The 17,980-nt window shown below is 65.1% G+C and carries 14 protein-coding genes; 10 read left to right on the top strand and 4 right to left on the bottom strand.

The window, feature by feature from the left end; translation table 11 throughout:
* Positions 1-9 precede the first annotated feature (9 nt).
* Positions 10-3,120: an efflux RND transporter permease subunit gene (locus CD04_RS0118890; RefSeq protein WP_031409618.1), complete on the top strand. Its 3,111-nt coding sequence runs from the start codon at positions 10-12 to the stop codon at positions 3,118-3,120.
* A 516-nt stretch (positions 3,121-3,636) separates the two neighbouring features.
* On the opposite strand, the gene CD04_RS0118895 is transcribed toward CD04_RS0118890, so the two are convergent.
* Complete coding sequence (locus CD04_RS0118895; protein WP_031409619.1) at positions 3,637-5,025, bottom strand: heavy metal sensor histidine kinase; 1,389 nt, start codon at positions 5,023-5,025, stop codon at positions 3,637-3,639.
* Positions 5,022-5,702: a heavy metal response regulator transcription factor gene (locus CD04_RS0118900; RefSeq protein ID WP_031409621.1), complete on the bottom strand. Its 681-nt coding sequence runs from the start codon at positions 5,700-5,702 to the stop codon at positions 5,022-5,024. Before CD04_RS0118900 ends, CD04_RS0118895 begins: the two co-directional genes overlap by 4 nt.
* A 190-nt stretch (positions 5,703-5,892) precedes the next feature.
* Between CD04_RS0118900 and CD04_RS0118905 the strand changes: the two genes are divergently transcribed.
* The 3 genes from CD04_RS0118905 to CD04_RS0118915 all read left to right on the top strand — a co-directional run bounded on the left by CD04_RS0118905 (position 5,893) and on the right by CD04_RS0118915 (position 7,664).
* Positions 5,893-6,249 (top strand): hypothetical protein, encoded by a 357-nt coding sequence (locus CD04_RS0118905; protein WP_031409623.1) that lies wholly within the window; start codon positions 5,893-5,895, stop codon positions 6,247-6,249.
* Positions 6,250-6,367: 118 nt separating this feature from the next.
* Entirely contained in the window at positions 6,368-6,850 is a 483-nt protein-coding gene (locus tag CD04_RS0118910) for a hypothetical protein (RefSeq protein WP_197033167.1), read from the top strand.
* A 70-nt stretch (positions 6,851-6,920) separates the two neighbouring features.
* Complete coding sequence (locus tag CD04_RS0118915; protein ID WP_031409627.1) at positions 6,921-7,664, top strand: hypothetical protein; 744 nt, start codon at positions 6,921-6,923, stop codon at positions 7,662-7,664.
* A gap of 7 nt (positions 7,665-7,671) precedes the next feature.
* Here CD04_RS0118915 and CD04_RS23400 read toward each other — a convergent pair whose 3' ends face one another.
* Positions 7,672-8,238: a hypothetical protein gene (locus tag CD04_RS23400; protein WP_231480695.1), complete on the bottom strand. Its 567-nt coding sequence runs from the start codon at positions 8,236-8,238 to the stop codon at positions 7,672-7,674.
* On the opposite strand from CD04_RS23400, the gene CD04_RS23405 reads away from it, so the two are divergent.
* The gene (locus CD04_RS23405) at positions 8,197-9,378 is read left to right on the top strand and encodes an inorganic phosphate transporter (RefSeq protein WP_255333800.1); all 1,182 of its coding nucleotides are present in this window, start codon (positions 8,197-8,199) and stop codon (positions 9,376-9,378) included. The genes CD04_RS23400 and CD04_RS23405 overlap by 42 nt on opposite strands.
* Positions 9,379-9,473: 95 nt before the next feature.
* Positions 9,474-10,574 carry an IS630 family transposase gene (locus tag CD04_RS0118930; RefSeq protein ID WP_156030371.1) on the top strand — a complete coding sequence of 367 codons (1,101 nt, stop codon included), beginning with the start codon at positions 9,474-9,476 and terminating at the stop codon, positions 10,572-10,574.
* Between the two features lie 41 nt (positions 10,575-10,615).
* Here the strand turns inward: CD04_RS0118930 and glpD are convergent, their stop codons facing one another.
* Entirely contained in the window at positions 10,616-12,211 is a 1,596-nt protein-coding gene (glpD, locus tag CD04_RS0118935) for a glycerol-3-phosphate dehydrogenase (protein WP_051849524.1), read from the bottom strand.
* A 337-nt stretch (positions 12,212-12,548) separates the two neighbouring features.
* Between glpD and petA the strand changes: the two genes are divergently transcribed.
* The 4 genes from petA to CD04_RS0118960 all read left to right on the top strand — a co-directional run bounded on the left by petA (position 12,549) and on the right by CD04_RS0118960 (position 17,873).
* Positions 12,549-13,127, top strand: a complete 579-nt coding sequence (petA, locus tag CD04_RS0118940; protein ID WP_031409636.1) for a ubiquinol-cytochrome c reductase iron-sulfur subunit — start codon at positions 12,549-12,551, stop codon at positions 13,125-13,127.
* A 458-nt stretch (positions 13,128-13,585) separates the two neighbouring features.
* Positions 13,586-14,983: an NAD(P)/FAD-dependent oxidoreductase gene (locus tag CD04_RS0118945; RefSeq protein ID WP_197033170.1), complete on the top strand. Its 1,398-nt coding sequence runs from the start codon at positions 13,586-13,588 to the stop codon at positions 14,981-14,983.
* A 276-nt stretch (positions 14,984-15,259) separates the two neighbouring features.
* The gene (locus CD04_RS0118955) at positions 15,260-15,448 is read left to right on the top strand and encodes a hypothetical protein (protein WP_031409642.1); all 189 of its coding nucleotides are present in this window, start codon (positions 15,260-15,262) and stop codon (positions 15,446-15,448) included.
* Positions 15,449-15,488: 40 nt separating this feature from the next.
* On the top strand, positions 15,489-17,873 hold the full coding sequence (locus CD04_RS0118960; RefSeq protein ID WP_197033171.1) for a plasma-membrane proton-efflux P-type ATPase: 2,385 nt from the start codon (positions 15,489-15,491) through the stop codon (positions 17,871-17,873).
* Positions 17,874-17,980: the final 107 nt, after the last annotated feature.

The following is a 17,980-nucleotide window of genomic DNA, read 5'->3' on the forward strand; positions in this document are numbered from 1 at the left end:
GGAACGTTGATGCGTGCAATCGTCGAGTTCTGCCTGCGTCTTCGCTGGCTGGTGCTGTTCGCGGCGCTCGCGCTGACGCTCGTGGGCGTCGTCGCGGTCATCCATGCGCCCTATGACGTGTTCCCCGAGTTCGGGCAACCCTCGGTTACGGTCGTGACCAACGCCGCGGGGCTGGCGCCCCGACAGATCGAGGCGCTGGTCACCACTCCGGTGGAGGATGCCGTCAACGGCATTCCCGGCCTTGCGCACCTGCGCTCGCAATCGATGGAAGGGCTGTCGGTGGTCACCGCCGTGTTCGGTGGCCGCACCGATGTGTATCGCGACCAGCAACTCGTGGCGCAAAGGGTGGCACCGCTGAGCGCCATGCTGCCGCCCGGAGCGACCCCGGTGATCGCGCCCCTGCAATCATCGACCGGGGTGGCGTTGTCCATCGGACTGAGCTCGTCCAAGCTGTCGCTGATGCAGTTGACCCAGATCGCTCGCTGGACCGTCCGTCCGGCGCTGCTCGCCGTGCCCGGGGTGTCGAAGGTGGTGATCTTCGGGGCGCAGCCTGAGCAGTTCCAGGCACAGTTCGACCCGCGCAAGCTCGTGGCCTTGCACATCGGGCTGAATCAGCTCACCACGGCGGCGGCCGAATCGAGCGGGGTGCGCGGCGCAGGTGTCGTCGATACGCCCAACCAGCAACTCTTCCTGATGAGTCATGGCCAGGCCACAACTCCGGCAGCGCTGGCCTACAGCCTGCTGGTGCGCCGCGCGCACCAGAGCGTGACACTGGGCGAGGTCGCGCACGTGGTGGCCGCGCCGCCACCGGCCATCGGCGGCGCGCTGGTGGGTACCAAGCCAGGTCTGCTGCTGGTCGTGGGTTCCCAGTACGGCGCCAACACGCTCGCCGTGACCCGCGGTCTGGATCGCGCGCTTGCGACCCTGGCGCCGGTGTTCCGGCACAATGGGATTGCGGTCGAGCCCAACGGTCTGCGTCCGGCCTCGTTCATCGACACTGCCCTGCGCGACGTGCGCAACTCGCTTTCCATCGGCGCGCTGTTGATCGTGCTGGTGCTGTACCTTGCACTGCGCAACTGGCGCACGGCGGTCATCTCGTTCGCGGCGATCCCGTTGTCGCTGCTCGCCGCCGCGCTGATCCTGGATCATTTCGGCTTCAGCCTGAACACGCTCTCGCTCGGCGGCCTGGCGATTGCGCTGGGCGAAGTGGTGGACGATGCCGTGGTGGGCGTGGAGAACATCCATCGCCGCCTGCGGGAGAATCGTGCCCTGGCCCAGCCGCGGCCCGTCTACGAGGTCATGCTGCGCGCGACCATGGAGGTGCGCAAGGCCGTGATTTTCGCCACACTGGCGGTGACCATCGTGTTTCTGCCCGTGCTGCGCCTCTCGGGCGTTGCAGGGCGCATGTTCAGCCCGCTGGCGCTGGCCTACATCTTTGCCATCCTTTCCTCGCTGGCGGTCGCGCTCACGGTGACCCCCGCGTTGGCGATGCTGCTCCTTGGGCATAGCCATCTCGATCCCAAGGATCCGCCACTGGTGGCCAGTGCCAAGCGGGGCTACGGTCGGCTGCTGGCCGGCGTGCATAGGCGTCCCGGCCCGGTGTGGGCCTTGGTGGGGGTGATCGTGGTCGCCGGCCTGGCCAGCGTGCCGTTGCTGCGCACCAGCTTCCTGCCTCGGTTCAACGAGAACGACCTCATCGTGCATTTCCAGACGGCGCCCGGCACGTCGCTGGCGACAACGATGGACATCGGGAAGCGCGCCGTGGCGATCATGCAGCGCATGCCCGAGGTGGCGCATGTGGTGATGCACGCCGGGCGAGCCCACCTGTCCAACGGCAATGCGCTGACCAACAAGGCGGAGATCGACGTGGGTTTGAGCACCAAGGGCAACGCCGACAGCGCCGCCACCGAGGCACGCATCCTGGAGGCGGTCCGTGGAGCGCCGGGAGTGCGCTGGTGGGCCAACACCTTCCTCACTGAGCGTATCCACGAGACGCTGTCGGGCGTGACCGCCCCCGTGGTGGTGACCCTCTACGGCCGCCATCTCTCGGCGCTGAACGACGACGCCCAACGCGTCGCCGAGGCGCTGCGTCAGGTGCCGGGAGCGGCCGGGGTGCGTATCCAGGCGCCCCCCGGTACTCCGGAACTCTCGATCACGCTCGACCGCGCGGCGCTGACACGCTATGGCTTCACGCCGACGCAGATCCTGAAGGCCATCCAGACCTGCTACAGCGGCACCATGGTCGGCCGGGTGTATACGGCAGGAGCATCGTTGCCCATCGTGGTGGTGCTTCCCCCATCCCTGCGCTCGGACCCATCAGCGATCGCGAAGGTGCCGCTGGTCAACCGCGACGGCACGGTCGTGTTGCTGGGCGCGCTGGCACGCATTCGCGAGCGCTCCGGCCAATCGCTCATCCTTCACCGCAGCGCGCAGCGCGTGCAGCTCGTCACCGCCAACGTCAGCGGTAGTGCCAGCCACTTCGTGACCTTGGCCCGCCACCGGCTTGCGCATCTCCCCCTGACGTCGGGCGACTACCTGCGCATCGGCGGCACGGCGGCAGCGTCGGGCCAAGCCAGACTGCAATTGGCGCTGGATTTCGGACTGGCCCTGGCAGCGATCCTGGGCCTGCTGTTCATCGCGCTGCGCGACGGGCGGACGGTGGCGCTGCTGGCCGTGAACCTTCCCTTCGCGCTGGTGGGTGGGATTGCCGCAATCTGGATCGCCCGTTTGCCCATCTCGCTGGGCGCGGCAGTCGGCTTCGTGACGGTGTTCGGGATTACCCTGCGCAACTCGATCATGCTGCTGTCGCATTACCGGACACTGGTGACCGAGGAGGGCCTGCCCTGGTCCTGGGAGACGGCGCGCCTCGGAGCGATGAACCGGCTTGCGCCCATCCTGATGACGGCCTCGGTCACGGCGCTGGGCTTGCTGCCGTTAGCGATCGGCGCACATCTTCCCGGTCAGGAGATCGAAGGGCCGATGGCCATCGTGATTCTCGGCGGCTTGTTCAGTTCGACCGCGCTGACCCTGCTGGTGCTGCCGACCCTGGCGCTTCGCTTCGCGCGGTTCGTGGCGGTGGAGCCGTGGGGTACCGCCGCGGCACAGTCGTCGATGCCATGACGATTGTGGAGATGCCTTGGACCAGAATCACATCTGCCCCAACTTCACAATACCTTGGTGCCGGAAGTCGGCTTGCAGTCTTGCTGATCTCGGTGGCCGGTTTGCACACCGCTGCAGTCGTTGCCACGGGCACACCCTTATGCCTGCTTTGGCCGAACACGAGACGCTGGTCACCAATGGCGGCACCTCGGCCCAAGCGAGCGCTGGACGCTGCCGGTGGCGACGACAACAACGCTGCAGGCAGCGGTCGATGCGATCGTCAGCACCCTTGCCAGTCAGGCCGCCATCGCGACATGACTTAAGACACCCGAACTCCGCCGAACCAGGGGCGGTTCAGCGGGGTTCGGGTGGGCTGCCCGATCATCGCCGGGATATGCAGCGTTATGCGGCGCACTGCTTGCGGCGCTCATCGGTGATCCGGTGACTCCGCCTCTGATGAGTGCTTCGGCGCTGATGGGAATCGGCAATCTGGCGGCACCTGACGGAGCGGCACGAGCACGAGCAGGTTATTGTCCTTCACTCTCCGCTGGGTAGACGAATTTCGAACGATGTATACCCGTCCGCGCAAGTCACGCCCACGCTGCCGCCGTGCAACTCGGCAATTGCCTTGACGATCGCCAGACCGAGGCCGCGCCCTTCGGCGTCGAGCTCCGACCGCGCGCGCTCGACGCGGTACAACCTCTCGAAAACGCGCTCCCGCGCCGCGATCGGAATCTCGGGACCTGGATTGACCACCTTGATGCACATCGCGCCGTCGCTCGTCGCTTCGAGAGCTACGCGAACGGTTCCTCCTTCATCGGTGTATCGGATGGCGTTCGACAGGAGATTCGACAGCGCACGGCGGATCAGCATTCGATCCGCGATCACGCGCGCGTCGCCGCTCCTATCGAGCGTGATGTCTCGTGCCGAGGCCAGGTTTTCGTAGAAATCGAGCAGCCCGTCGACTTCGTCGCCAAGGCGCAGCGGCTCAAGACGTAGCGCAAGTTGTCGATTGTCAGCCTTCGCGATGAACAACATGTCGGAGATCATGTGCGCGAGCCGCTGGCACTCGGCTTCATTGGCTTGCAGCGCAGACCGATAGGCGTCGAGGTCGCTATGCCCGTCGAGCGTGACCTGGGTCTGCAGCAGCAGATTGTTGACCGGTGTGCGAAGTTCGTGCGCGATGTCGTCGGAAAACTCGCTCAAGCGGGCGAAGGCTTCGTGCAACCGCAAAAGCATGGTGTTGAACGCGTCGACCAGCGACTCAAGCTCGCGCGGGACGTTGCCGCTGGGCATCGGCTGATCGAGGGCTTTGGCCGAAATCAGCGCGACCTGCGCGGACAGGCGCTCCAGCGGCGCCAGGCCGCGGCGCGTGATCAGCCACGAAAGCCAGCCTAGGCCAAGCGCAACCTGCAGGATGCCGAACCAAAGGAACTCCCGAAAATCCTGAAGGAAAGTCTGGTCCTCGGTGATGTCGAGCGCGATCGCGACGGTCGCGTCCGGAACTCCGGTGCCCAGCTTCAAGTACCGTGCGCGCGCGATTCGATAACTGTGTTCATCGTCGCTCCACGTCACCGGTGCGCCCTGTCCCTCGTCGCTTGCCACCTCCAAATGCGCCAGCACGCGCTGGCCTCCGGCGGCGTAGACGATGTGCCCGGCGACGGTGAGCACCATGGCCATTCCTGGATGGCCGAACGCCATGTCGCGGAAGCGCCGATCGAGCGCGCCGGAATCGGCCAGGTTTGGCGAGCTTCTCAGGATCTCGCGCGTGAGATCGAGCTTGCCCTGAAGCTCCTCGCGGTCGTGGTCGCGAAACCTGTAATTGCCCGCACGCTCGAACACTACCCCAGCGATCAGCAGCGCGACAGCGCCTGCGGTTGCGAACAGCAGGCTGATTCTCGTGGTCAGCGAAAGCGGCCGCTTCATGCTTCGGGCACGTCGAGCACGTAGCCGACGCCGCGCACCGTCCTGATCAGCTTCACGTCGAATCCGTCGTCGACCTTGCTGCGCAGCCGGCTAACTGCGACGTCGACCACGTTGGTTCCGCTGTCGAAGTTGATGTCCCAGATCTCCGAGGCAATCTGCAGCCGCGGGATCACTTCGCCGCGGCGTCGCATCAGCAGTTCGAGCAACGCGAACTCCTTCGGCGTCAACTCGATGCGCCGACCGGCGCGAGTCGCACGCCGGCGCAGCACGTCGAGATGCAGTTCGGCGACGTTCAGGTGGTCGACGATCTGCGTCGGCTGGTCGCGCCGCAACCGCGCACGCAGCCGCGCAAGCAGCTCGGTAAATGCGAAGGGTTTGACGAGGTAGTCGTCGGCACCGAGTTCCAGTCCCTTGACGCGGTCGTCGATCGCCTCACGCGCGGTGAGGAACAGTACTGGCACGTCGCGCCCAGCGCCGCGCAGTTGGCGCAGCACCTGCCATCCATCGAGCAGAGGAAGCATGACGTCAAGCACGATGACGTCGTAGTGCTCGTCAAGCGCGAGCTGCAGGCCTTCGGCGCCGTCGGCCGCCGCATCGACACGGAAGCCCGCCTGCTCGAGGCCGAGTTTCAGGTAATGCCGCGTCGTTGCCTGGTCTTCGACGATCAATACTCTCACCGGTCCTGCTCCGTCTGGGCGGAATGCCGCATGCCGATGACCTGAACCTTGCGGCATTGTAATGGTTGCGCAAGGGTCACGTTAGAGCAGCGATCCTAGATTGTCAGGCGTGGACTTTATGCAAACGCCGAAATGAGCACAAGCCTGCTTCACCTCTCGCATTGGCAGCTCGGCAACGCGGAGGGATCTGATGAAGACAGACCGGGAAATGCCCGAACCAGCAGACCGATCTCCGGGCGCTGCAGGATTGCTGCCGCCGACACTGGCCGCGGGATTGGCTGGCCTGGCTTTCGGCGCGCTCGGGCTGCTCGCCGAGACGTTGCCCGGCATTCGCGCCTATCTGACCTTCTACCGTCCGCTGGGTTGCCTGTCCGGGATCATGCTTTCGACCGCGGTGGTGCTCGCGATTGCGTGGGTCTCATTGGCCGCGCTACGGCTGGGCAGCGCAATCTCACTGGCCGTTGGCATCGCCATGAGCCTGTTGATGCTGTGCCTGGGTACGACCTTGCTGCTGCTGGGGATCAGCTTGCATGCACTGGGTTACTGAATTCTCCGAATCGCCACCTGCCGATCGCCATGGGCGGCAGGCTTGCGCGCTACGCCCTCCATGGTTCAAACGTGTTCACAACAAAGGAATTGCCATGAAACTCGCATCCCGCTCGGTTTTGGCCGCCACGCTTGGCGGTGCGGCCGCAGCCGCTCTCGCCGCCGCTCTGCTTGTCGCGCCGGCAACGGCATCGGCCAAGACGCCGATGGTCGGCCCGGGTCCCTACGTGCCCGGCCTCGGCGCGATGATGCTCGGCCCGATTCAGGGACGTCACGCCAAGCTCTGGTTCGCCGGCAACGCTGGAAACTGGGAACTTGCGGCGTATGAGCTCGACGAGTTGCAGGAATCGCTCGAAGGCGCAGGCAAGTTCCATAAGGGCTTCAAGGGCAAGCCCGTCGGCCCGATGATCAAGAGCATGACCGAGGAGCCGTTCAAGCTCGTCGACAAGGCGATCGCCGCCAAGAACAAGGCCGACTTCGTTGCGGCCTACGACAAGGTTTCCGAAGCTTGCACGTCGTGTCATGCTGCCGCCGGCTTTCCGTACATCGTGATCCAGCGTCCTTCGGATCCGTGGTTCAGCGACATGAAGTTCAGCAAGTAATTTGGCCGCGAGGCAGCTTGAACAAACCCGCTGCCTCGCCCGCGCTTCTCCCCCTGTCATCAAGATCACTATGAGGCGTACATCAACGCTGCTCCTTGCCGGCCTGTTGGCGGCGCTCCGGCCCGCGCTGGCCGGACCACCCTTTATCACCGACGACCCGGAACCTGTCGACTTTGGTCATCATGAGTTCTACATTGCCTCGCAGCAGGTAAAAACACAGGACGGGCGAAGCGGGACCTTGCCGCACTTCGAATTCAATTACGGGTTCGCGACCGACGCGATGGTGCACGTACTGCTACCCAACGCGTTCAACGTGCCTGCAGGCGGTTCGATGCAAAGCGGGCCCGGAGACGTCGAGTTGGGCATGAAATATCGCTTCCTGCACGAGACGTCGGCACTTCCGGAAGCCGCGGTGTTTCCGTTGGTCGAGGTCCCGGCCGGCGACGCGAGCAGGGGGCTGGGCAACGGCGCCACGCAGTTTTTCCTGCCGCTGTGGCTGCAGAAGAATTGGGGCTCGTGGCAAAGCTATGGCGGCGGTGGATACTGGATCAACCGAGCCGCGGGAATGCGCAACCACTGGTTCTTCGGTTGGGTGGTGCAGCACGATCTGAACGATCACCTGACGCTGGGAGCCGAGCTCTACCACAACGGAGAACAGGCGGTCGGCATCCCCCAGTACATGGGCTTCAACCTCGGCGGCCAGTACAACTTCGACGAGCATGACCACCTGCTGTTCTCGCTCGGGCGAGGCTTGAGCCACGTGGCCCAGACGGACCAACTCACCTCGTACGTGGCCTACCAGTGGACGTGGTAGCGCCAGGCTACCCGACCTCGTCGGCAAGCTTGACCTTGCCCGGGCCTGGGCTGACCTGCGCGCTCGGCGCGACGGGGGCATACCGGCGTTGCTCCTCGGCGCGGATCAGGGCCTCGAGCTCCTGATGCAACAAGGGCTGTGAACCGCAGCGCAGCGAGCGCGCCCAGCCGCGCAGGGTTTGCGCCTCCGGCGCGCCACGCGCCAGGTCGTGTCGCCATGCGCGCAGCAGCGCACGGGAGTCGCCGCGCTGCGCGATGCGCTGCCAGCGTCTCCGGCAAAGCCAGACTCCGATGGCCCCCACACAGACGCGCGCCAGCGCCGCCAGCAGCACCAGCGCGCCGACCAGCCCGACCGCCTCGAGGATGCGCAGGGGCCGCGGGTCGTGCGCGCGCAACTGTCCCCAGTCGGCCACTGCCAGCCTTGGCGCACCGAGGCGGGGGTCGTAGTAGGGGATGCGCAGTCGCGGGTAGATGAGGCGGCCACCTGCCACCACCCGGAAGGCGAGCTCGATGTGCCAGACCGGGGTCAACGTGTGCGTGGAATCCGGATCCAGGCGCAGACGGGGTGCATACATGCGCAAACCGCGACGGGGGGCCGGCTGGGCACGCCTGCGGCCATCGCCGTGCTGGCCGCCGCGTTCGTGCTGACCACGCTGTTCACGCAGCGCCGGATTCCGTCGTCGACCATCCAGATCCTCGTGTTCTGCATCGTCGGCGCTGGAGCCGCGCTGCACCTGCGTATCCGTTGGGACACCATCGCGCACCTGGTCGTGCTGTGGGTCCTCGCCCCGCCCGTGGCCTTCGTCCTGGGCTATGCCTTCACCAAGCTGTTCGACGCGATTCCGATGCTGGCCGGCTCCCAGGGTGCGGCCGCGCATGTCGGCCGAGCCCTGGTCGTCGTCGGCGGCGTCGCGTCGCTGGCCATGGGCGCGAACGATGTCTCCAATGCAACCGCGGTGTTTCTCTCCGTCGGGCTGTGCGGACCGTTGCTGGCCGGCCTGATCGGCGGGCTCGGTCTGGCCATCGGTGTGCTGACCTGGGGGCGGCCGCTGCTCGAGCGAGTGGCTTTCGACATGGTCAAGATGGACCTTGCCATGGCGACGGCGGCCCAGTTGGTGCAAGCCCTCGTCGTGCTAACAGCGGTGGTGTTCGGCTACTTCACGTCCATGAACCAGGCGTTGATCGGCGCCATGGCCGGCACCGGCTTCGCGCGGGGCCGGCAGACCATCGACAACAAGGTCATGCTCGGGGTGGTGCGCGGCTGGGTCATCGGGCCGGCGGCGGGTGCCGTGCTCGGGTACGGATTCGCCATGGCCACTCGTGGCTGGTGGCCGGTGAGCACACCATGGCTCTCGTTGCCACAAGCAGGGGCCAACGCCCGTTTTGGCCGATGTCCAGTCTTCGCCCGACCAACGTCGCATGCTCGGCTAAAAGAGACGGTGGGAGCGGCCCGCGTCGGCGACCGCAGTGCTGCCGGCAGCGGTCGCCGATATCAACGATCGCGTGAGCATCTGCGCGTACCACTGGCGAAGCCTGCAGGCGTGGGGGCGCCTAATGCAAGATACTCCCCGATACGGCAAGTAAAGAGGGAGCGGAAGTGGAGTGGTCTGAAGAGGAAATTAAGCGCGCCATCGCAGCAAGACGGATTCGCGCGATCACGCTCGACACATCGGCTTTCGACAGGAACGGCAACCGCTTCGAGCACGGGCTGCTAGTGTAGTGTTTGATTCTTAATGGAACTTACGTGCAGTACCAGTCTCCAATGCTGTACTTCGGTTTGCATTGGAGAGAGCGATTGCGAGTTGCCCCGATGATTGTGTTGACGGATGAACAGGAGAGCGAGTTGACCCGGCTCGCGCGCTCAAAGCGCACCAGCGTCAGGCTGGTGCAGCGTGCGCGCATCGTGTTGCTGGCTGCGCAGGGCCTGCAGAACAAGGACATCGCCGAGCAACTTGGCATCGGACGCGTGCAGGTCGCGCGCTGGCGCGAGCGGTATGTGGAGTCGGGGCTGCGAGGCATTGAGCGCGACCTGCCGCGCGGCGCGCCGCCGGTGAAAGTGGACGTGGCCAAGCTGGTGGAACTGACCACGCAAACCACGCCCGAGGCCGCCACGCACTGGAGCACACGCAAGATGGGCGAGGTCCTGGGCGTCAGCGCCAGCACCGTCATGCGGCATTGGCAGGCGCACGGGCTCAAGCCTCATATCGTGCGCGGCTTCAAGGTCTCGCGCGACCCGAAGTTTGTCGAGAAGCTCGAGGACATCGTGGGCCTGTACGTGTCCCCACCCGAGCACGCGCTGGTGCTGTGCTGCGACGAGAAGAGTCAGGTCCAGGCGTTGGATCGCACGCAGCCGGGTCTGCCGCTGAAGAAGGGGCGCGCTCAGACGATGACGCACGACGACAAGCGCCACGGCACGACGACGCTGTTCGCGGCGCTCAACGTGCTCGACGGCCAAGTCATCGCCCAGTGCCAGCAGCGCCATCGCCACGCCGAGTGGCTGAAGTTCCTGCGCCAGATCGACCGCGAAACGCCCAAGGACAGGACGCTGCATCTGATTGCCGACAACTACGCCACGCACAAGCATCCCGTCGTGCAGGAGTGGCTGGCCAAGCACCCGCGGTTCAACATGCACTTCACGCCCACCTCGGCGTCGTGGTTGAACATGGTCGAACGGTTCTTCCGCGACATCACCGTCAATCGCTTGCGCCGCGGCGTATTCACCAGCGTGCCAGAGTTGGTCACCGCCATCGACGAGTACATCGCCCATCACAACATCAAACCGAAGCCATTCATCTGGACCAAGAGCGCCGCCGACATCCTGCAGAAGGTCATTCGCGCCAACAGTCGCTTAAGTTCCAAACAGAATGGAACACTACACCAGGTGAAGCAATCCAGAATGCCAAGACGCTGATCAACCGCTTGGATCCGCTGATACGCCAAACAACTAGGGGACTACACCGCACGCCTGGCCGCGAGCGGTGTCTGACCCAGCCACGCGTGCAATTGATCGCGTTGGTGCTCGCTGGTGTGAAGCCCCACTTTGCTTCGCCGCCAGAGGATGTCATCCGCGCTGCAGGCCCATTCCTCCCGCCGAAGGTAGTCGATCTCCGCTGCGTAGAGATCAGGCACAACAGACGGGCCGAGATCGGCCAATTGTTGGGCCCGTTCACCTGACTCGGTCATCAAGACGCGGTCGATACGGCTGCCATAGGCTCTGGCCAAACGCTCCGCAAGTGGCTGGGGCAGCCAGGAATAGTGCCGCTGCACGGCTCGCAGGAAGTTGGCGAAATCGATGTCCGGACGCTCCCCAGGCTGAATCCAGGCCGACAGATCGCCCCCAGGAAGATACGCATGACGCGTCCAGGCAGCTCCCGGCGCACCAATGGCGAAGCAGAGTTGATCCGCAGCTTGCTCGGAGAGTTTGCGGAAAGTGGTGATCTTTCCGCCCCAGACGGTGAGCAGAGGCGCACCGCCAGTCACCACTTCAAGCCTGTAGTCGCGCGTAACTGCCGAAGCATCCCCGGCGTAGTCTTCCAGCAAGGGGCGCACGCCCGCGTAGCGCCACACCACATCTTCAGGTTTGACCTCCGCGCGGAAATAGCGGTTCACGGCCTTGCAAAGGTAGGCCACTTCGTCATCGCTACAGATCTCCACCCCACTGGGCTCCGCCACTTGCACCTCGGTGGTACCAATCAAGGTGAACGCGCGCTGGTAGGGAATAGCGAAGACGACCCGGCGAGCGTCAACCTGGAGCAGGTAAGCGTCCGGGTGTGTGAACAACTGAGGCACCACGATGTGACTGCCGCGCACCAGGCGCAGCGACATGTGCGCGTGCATCGGGCGGCCGTCGGCATTGCGGACTGCTCGTTGGAGAAAGCGTTCTGCCCATGGGCCTGTTGCGTTGACCAAGGCGCGGGCGATGATGTGCTGCGTTTGCCCTGAGGCCTGGAGCAGAGTGACATGCCAGCCCTCGGCGCTGCGCACGGCGCTGGTGCAGGCTGTGTGGGTGCGCACGGTGGCCCCGCGGTCGGCGGCGTCGACGGCGCACAGCGTAACCAGTCGCGCATCGTCCACCCAACCGTCGGAGTAGCTGAACCCTCGCACATAGTTGAGCTTGAGTGGTGCCCCGGCGCGATGGGTACGCAGGTCGACTCCGCAGGAGCCCGGCAGCCATGTGCGCCGCGCCAGATGGTCGTAAAGGAACAGACCCGCACGAAGCATCCAGGCCGGGCGCATGTCGGGAGCGTGCGGTAGCACAATGCGCAGCGGGCCCATGATGTGTGGGGCGCTGCGCAGCAGCGCTTCGCGCTCTTGCAGCGACTTGCGGACCAAGCCGAATTCGGAATACTCCAGGTAGCGCAGGCCCCCATGAATCAGCTTGGTAGAGGCTGAGGACGTGTGCGCTGCAAGATCATCGCGCTCGCATAGCATGACCTTCAGTCCACGCCCGGCGAGGTCGCGGGCAATGCCTGCGCCGTTGATGCCGCCGCCAACGACGAGTATGTCAAAGGTCTCCGGCGCAAGGCACGATTTAAATTCGACTGTCATCGTGCGCCAATGGTAGGCGCGCTGCGCGCATGCGAAGCTGCGCCTTCGCTTCATCAAAAGCGGAAGCCCTTAACACGTCGGCGCCGGACCCCCACTCGGGCGTCACGCCTTGCATCCACGTCCGAGCAGGATTCGCTCCCGAGGAACAAAGCGTTCCTCGACTACTTGGCAGAGCACTGGGGGTAAATGCGGTGCTTGACATGGCCTTGACGACCTATTCTTGCTTGGCAAGAAACGTGGTTGTGCGAATCGCCATTCACCCGGAGCGGCAGTGCACACCCGCCTGATGCATTGGGGTTGAAGCGCTTGGTGTTCCTGGCAGCATCGGAGGGGCATGATGGATGCAACGCGCAGAACTTGGATGATCGCCACGGGTGTGGCTTCCTGTGTCGGCACCGCAGCAACTGCGACGGCCTTCCTGGAGTCGATGGAGCCTTCGAACGAGGCTCAGGTCAATGGCGGCCCGATCCCGGTGGATCTCAGCCGATTACAGCCCGGCCACCATATCGTGCTGTTGTGGCGCGGCCAACCGATCTGGATCGTGCGTCGCACACCCCAAATGCTGGCCACACTCAAGCGCACACAGGACCTGGTCGCTGACCCGTTGTCGCGCAATACCCAATACCCGACACCCACGTGGGCGCAGAATGCTTGGCGCTCGATCAAGCCCGAGTATTTCGTCTTCATCGACATCTGTACCCATCTGGGTTGCGCGCCTATTGGCCGATTTACGCCTGGCCCACAACCGGGTTTGCCGAATGACTGGCTCGGGGGTTGGCTATGTCCCTGCCACGGCTCGCGCTACGACATGGCAGCGCGTGTATTCAAAAACATGCCCGCGCCGGCCAATATGATCGTTCCCGACTATGAGTTTCTAAACGACACCAAGATCATGCTCGGCACGCATCGGCTCTGATGCTTGCATCCGGAGAACGCCATGAGCATGCAAGGCAAGCGCCTGTCCTGCTCAAGCCCAAAAACACTGGAAGGCGCTGAGCTCCACGCGGATGGTCCAAGCCTGCATTCCAGGCTGTGAGTGAATCTCCCAAATCGGTGATGAACCCTTCGGCTTTGGCCGTCCGTTCAGTCTCGCCAGCCACCGCACAAGATTCAGGATAAGCAAGGGTGCTTGCGGCATCCGCGTTATTCTTCATCCTCGTGAGCGGGCAGGTTTGCGACGCCAATGCTTGGTTCAATTTTTTGCGCGTTACTTCGGCCTGAGTCACCGTGTCTCAGGTCCAGTGCTTGCCCCCGTGGAGGTGAAGCTCGCGGATGAGGGGCAGCATTGAGCGCGGGGATGTCACCAGTGACACGGGCCCAACCGCCTGAACAAGCATCTGTCGACAGGCGTTTCGACGAGACATGGAGAACCACATGAACAAGCACAACGAACTCGATGTCCTCGTGATTGGCGGCGGCCCGGGCGGCACGCCCGCTGCATTGGCGCTGGCGCAAGCGGGCAAGCGCGTACTTCTGGTCGAAGCTGGCCAGGGGTTGGGTGGAACCTGTCTGTTCGAGGGATGCATCCCGTCCAAGATCTTCCGCGAGGCCGCCGCGCGGCGGCGCGAGATCGCGCGTGCGGCGGAGTTCGGCCTGCGTTTGAGCGGCAGCGGCGCCGCGCCAGATATCGATTGGGCGGCCGTGCAGGCGCGCCGCCACCGCATTCTCAGCCAGCGTGCGCAAGGCGCGCTGATGAAGGCCAGGGCGTTGCCGTCACTTGAGGTGGTATTCGGCCGTGCTCGCCTGACGGGGCCGCGCTCGGCGCTCATCGAGGCCGATGATGGCAGTCGCGAGGTGCACTTCGACCGGGCGATTCTCGCGACCGGATCGATGCCCGTGCGCCCGCCCGTTCCGGGCGCTGACCTTCCCGGAGTGCTCGACTCGACCGGACTGATCGAGATCGGCGCCGTCCCCGGGACGCTGGCCCTGATTGGCGCCGGACCGGTCGGCGTGGAAATGGCGCAGATTTTCGCGATGCTCGGCAGCCGGGTCACGCTGCTGGAAGGCATGCCACGCATCCTCATGCCGGTCGATGTCGTGCTGGCCGGGATGCTTGCGCAGCGCCTTGCTGCCGACGGCATTGCACTGCAGACCGCAGTAGCGGTCAATGCCATTGAGCGCAGGCAACAGCAGCATGTCGTCTGTTACACCCGGGACGGCAAAGACGCGGAAGTCGCTGCGGACGCCGTCGCGATCGTCGCTGGCCGGCAACCCAACGTCGCCGGGCTAGGGCTGGAGAACACCGCCGTGCGCTTCGACCAGCACGGCGTCAAAGTCGATGCCCTTCTAGAGAGCAACGAGCCCGGGATCTTCGCCACTGGCGACCTCGTCGGGCAGCCGATGTTCGCGCACTGGGCCACGGCGCAGGCGCTCGCCGTGGCCCGGCACATCCTGGGTCACGACGCGCCGTACCCGCGCCCGGAACACAACTCGGCGGTGATCTTTTCGTACCCCGAACTGGGGATGGCCGGCCTGACCGAGGAGGCTGCGCGTGCCGCAGGGCTCGACGTCGCTGTCGCCGAATACGACTACCAGATCGACGCCCGCGCGCAGATCAGCGCGGACGCCTTCGGCCGGCTGCGCGTGGTCTACGACCGGACCGATCGACGCGTGATCGGCGTGCATGCCCTGGTCGAAGGGGCCGCGGACCTGATGGGCGAGGCGGCGCTGGCGGTCCGCCTCGGATTGCGCATCGACCAGCTCGCCGCCGCCATCCACCCGCATCCGACCCTGACCGAAGCGTTCGGACTCGCAGCCCTGGCAGCTGGCTGACGGGTACGGATTCTCACCTTCGGATCCCTCGGAGACATCAGAGCTCACCGGGACTTCCCTGGAGCAGAACGTGGAGGCGGCGCATGTCATTCTTCGGATCGAATTCGTGCTCAGCTTCGCGATCGGGGCAGTCGCATTGCGGCGTTGTTGCGCATTCACCAAGAGTGCCAAGATGTCCTGGATCTTGGTGATCGCCATCGGGGCCTTCGAGCCAATCTATCTGCCCCTCGGTGTCGATGGATGGCGCGTTCTTCCTGACCGCGTCGGCGTGACCGGATGACCATCGTGCTGCCGTGGGTGCCGGACGCGCTTCGGGTCCTCGGGCACCGCGGCGGAGCGTCGCTCGCCTCGCGCATCGTGGACGAGGGAAAGAGGTTTGGCCTCGAGGATGAGGATCACTATCGCGACTTCCCGTCGGAGGTTGACATGCGCCGCCCGAATTGCGCCATCGGGGCACGACAATAGACAAAATATCCACGCAGCCGGTTCATAGGAGATGTTGACCATGGATACTCCCAAAGAAGGGGCGCTCGGCGGTTTGATGCAGGGACTAACCAGACCGGAAGCCGCGTCGCGGTTGCAGGAGTATGGCCCCAATGCGATCGCCGAGGCGGCACCCCGATCCCTGATCATCTTCCTTCGCAAATTCTGGGGCGTGATCCCCTGGATGCTCGAACTGGCCCTGGTAATCGACCTGATCCTCGGCCGCCGGGTCGAGGCGCTTTTCATCGGCGTGCTGCTCCTGCTCAACGCGGTTCTCGCCTACCGCCAGGAAAGCCGCGCAACGAAGGCGCTCGGGCTGCTGCGCCAGCGCCTGACGATCCAGGCTCGCGTGCGCCGCGATGGTCGCTGGCAGCCGATTCCGGCAGCGCAGCTCGTTCCCGGCGATCTGCTGCGCTTACGCGCGGGCGATATCGTTCCGGCGGACGTGGCACTCTCCGAGGGGCAACTGCTGGTCGATCAGTCGGTGCTGACGGGAGAGTCGCTGCCTGTCGAAGTCCGAGTGGGTGGAACCGCCTATTCAGGATCTTTGGTCAGCCGCGGCGAAGCCACCGGCGTGGTTTCGGCCACGGGAATTCGCACCTATTTCGGCAAGACCGCCGAGCTGGTCCGGCTCGCCGCGGCGCCACCACGCCTTGAGGGTCTGGTCGTCGGCGTCGCCCGGTATCTTGGCGCACTGGACGTGGTGCTCGCATTCGCGGTGGTGGTCGTCACTGTCGTCGAAGGACGGAGCCTCCTCGGTGCGCTGCCGTTCATGCTGATGCTGCTGGTGGCGTCGGTGCCCATGGCCTTGCCCGTGATGTTCACCATGTCGGCGGCGATGGGTGCGCGCATGCTCGCCGACAAGGGCATTCTCGCCACTCGCCTGGCGGCGATCGAGGACGCTGCTGCGATGGACGTGCTGTGCCTGGACAAGACGGGCACCCTGACCGAGAACCGGCTGACGGTGGGCGAAGTGCTGCCGGTCGTCGCGGCGACGGCGGACGACGTGATCCGCCTGGCGGCGATCGCCTGCGACGATGCCACGCAGGATCCACTTGACCTCGCCATCCTGCGCGCCGCGGGCGAGCGCGGGATCAACCCGGGGCAGACGCAGCGCCTGGGCTTCGTCCCTTTTGATCCGGACACCAAGCGCTCGGAAGCGTCGGTCCGTGACGGCGAGCAGGTGCTGCGCGTGGTCAAGGGCGAACCTCGAACCGTAGCCGACCTGGCGCAACTGCCGTGGGAGCCTATCGGCGGTGCGGTCGAGCGACTGTCCGCCGACGGCTCGCGCGTTCTCGCCGTCGCAGCCGGAGCGGGGGGACGGCTCGAACTCGCCGGGCTGCTGTCGTTCGGCGATCCGCCGCGCGGCGACTCGGCGACTCTGATCGCAGAACTTCAAAGGCGCGGGGTACGCGTGCGGCTCGTCACCGGTGACGGCGAAGCGACCGCGCGGGCGATTGCGTCCAAGGTCGGGATCACGGGCGAGGTCGCCCCGGCGGGGACGATCCGCGAAGACCTGGGTCCCGAAGAGGCACTGCGCTATACCGTGTTCGCGCGCGTGCTGCCGCAGGACAAGTTTCAGCTCGTGAAGGCGCTGCAGAAGGCGGGGCATGTGGTCGGAATGACCGGCGACGGCGTGAACGACGCGCCCGCACTGCGGCAGGCCGACATCGGAATCGCGATGGCCAACGCAACCGACGTCGCCAAGGCCGCAGCGAGTCTCGTGCTGACCAAGCCCGGCCTGGGCGAGATCGTCACTGCGATCGACGCGAGCCGCCGCATCTATCGGCGGCTGCAGACGTTCACCCTCACGATGATGACGCGCAAAATCACCTTGCCGCTGTTCCTCGCACTGGGGGTGCTTGTGCTGAATGCCTTCGTACTCAGCCCGCTTCTCATCGTGCTGCTCATGATCACCACGGATGTGGCAACCATGGCGGTCGCCACCGACCAGGTGACGGCATCGCCGGTCCCGGAGCGGTGGGCGATCGGCCCGCTGATGACGACCGCGCTCGCGCTCTCGATTCCCCTGCTGATCTTGTGCTTCGGGGTGTTCTGGGCTGGAGCGCACGTCTTCGGTTTGGACACCGCAAGGACTCAGACGCTGATCTTTGCGTGGATCGTGTTCGCGGGGTCGCAGGGAATCCTCTACGTGACGCGATCCCGGGGATTTCTCTGGACCAGGCCTTATCCAAGTCGCTGGCTGAACGGCGTCACGCTGGTGCTGGTCGTCGCGACCATTGTCTTGGCGATCCAGGGCTGGCTGATGGCGGCAATCAGCCCCTCGCTGGTCGCCGGGATGCTGCTTCTCGCCGTCGTGTATCTCATCGCGGCCGATGCCGTCAAGGTTGCGCTCGCCCGCTCTGCGTCGTCGCGCCATCGCGCGTCTGCGCTGCCGGTGCGCTGAAATCGGGATAGGGATTCCATGCATTGTTGCGAAGCAAGACGTTGATTGTCGGGCGCACGGCGAGAACGAGCGCAAACAGGACGAAGAAGGTCCATGATCCCCCAAAC

Origin of the sequence: Thiomonas sp. FB-Cd (assembly GCF_000733775.1) — a bacterium.
Classification (GTDB): domain Bacteria; phylum Pseudomonadota; class Gammaproteobacteria; order Burkholderiales; family Burkholderiaceae_C; genus Thiomonas_A.

Coding starts and splice junctions, on each gene's coding strand:
- CD04_RS0118960 (WP_197033171.1), top strand. CDS start 15,489: ATGGATACTCCCAAAGAAGGGGCGCTCGGCGGTTTGATGCAGGGACTA.
- glpD (WP_051849524.1), bottom strand. CDS start 12,211: ATGACAGTCGAATTTAAATCGTGCCTTGCGCCGGAGACCTTTGACATA.
- CD04_RS0118890 (WP_031409618.1), top strand. CDS start 10: ATGCGTGCAATCGTCGAGTTCTGCCTGCGTCTTCGCTGGCTGGTGCTG.
- CD04_RS0118945 (WP_197033170.1), top strand. CDS start 13,586: ATGAACAAGCACAACGAACTCGATGTCCTCGTGATTGGCGGCGGCCCG.
- petA (WP_031409636.1), top strand. CDS start 12,549: ATGGATGCAACGCGCAGAACTTGGATGATCGCCACGGGTGTGGCTTCC.
- CD04_RS0118955 (WP_031409642.1), top strand. CDS start 15,260: ATGACCATCGTGCTGCCGTGGGTGCCGGACGCGCTTCGGGTCCTCGGG.
- CD04_RS23400 (WP_231480695.1), bottom strand. CDS start 8,238: ATGTATGCACCCCGTCTGCGCCTGGATCCGGATTCCACGCACACGTTG.
- CD04_RS0118930 (WP_156030371.1), top strand. CDS start 9,474: ATGATTGTGTTGACGGATGAACAGGAGAGCGAGTTGACCCGGCTCGCG.
- CD04_RS0118895 (WP_031409619.1), bottom strand. CDS start 5,025: ATGAAGCGGCCGCTTTCGCTGACCACGAGAATCAGCCTGCTGTTCGCA.
- CD04_RS0118915 (WP_031409627.1), top strand. CDS start 6,921: ATGAGGCGTACATCAACGCTGCTCCTTGCCGGCCTGTTGGCGGCGCTC.
- CD04_RS0118905 (WP_031409623.1), top strand. CDS start 5,893: ATGAAGACAGACCGGGAAATGCCCGAACCAGCAGACCGATCTCCGGGC.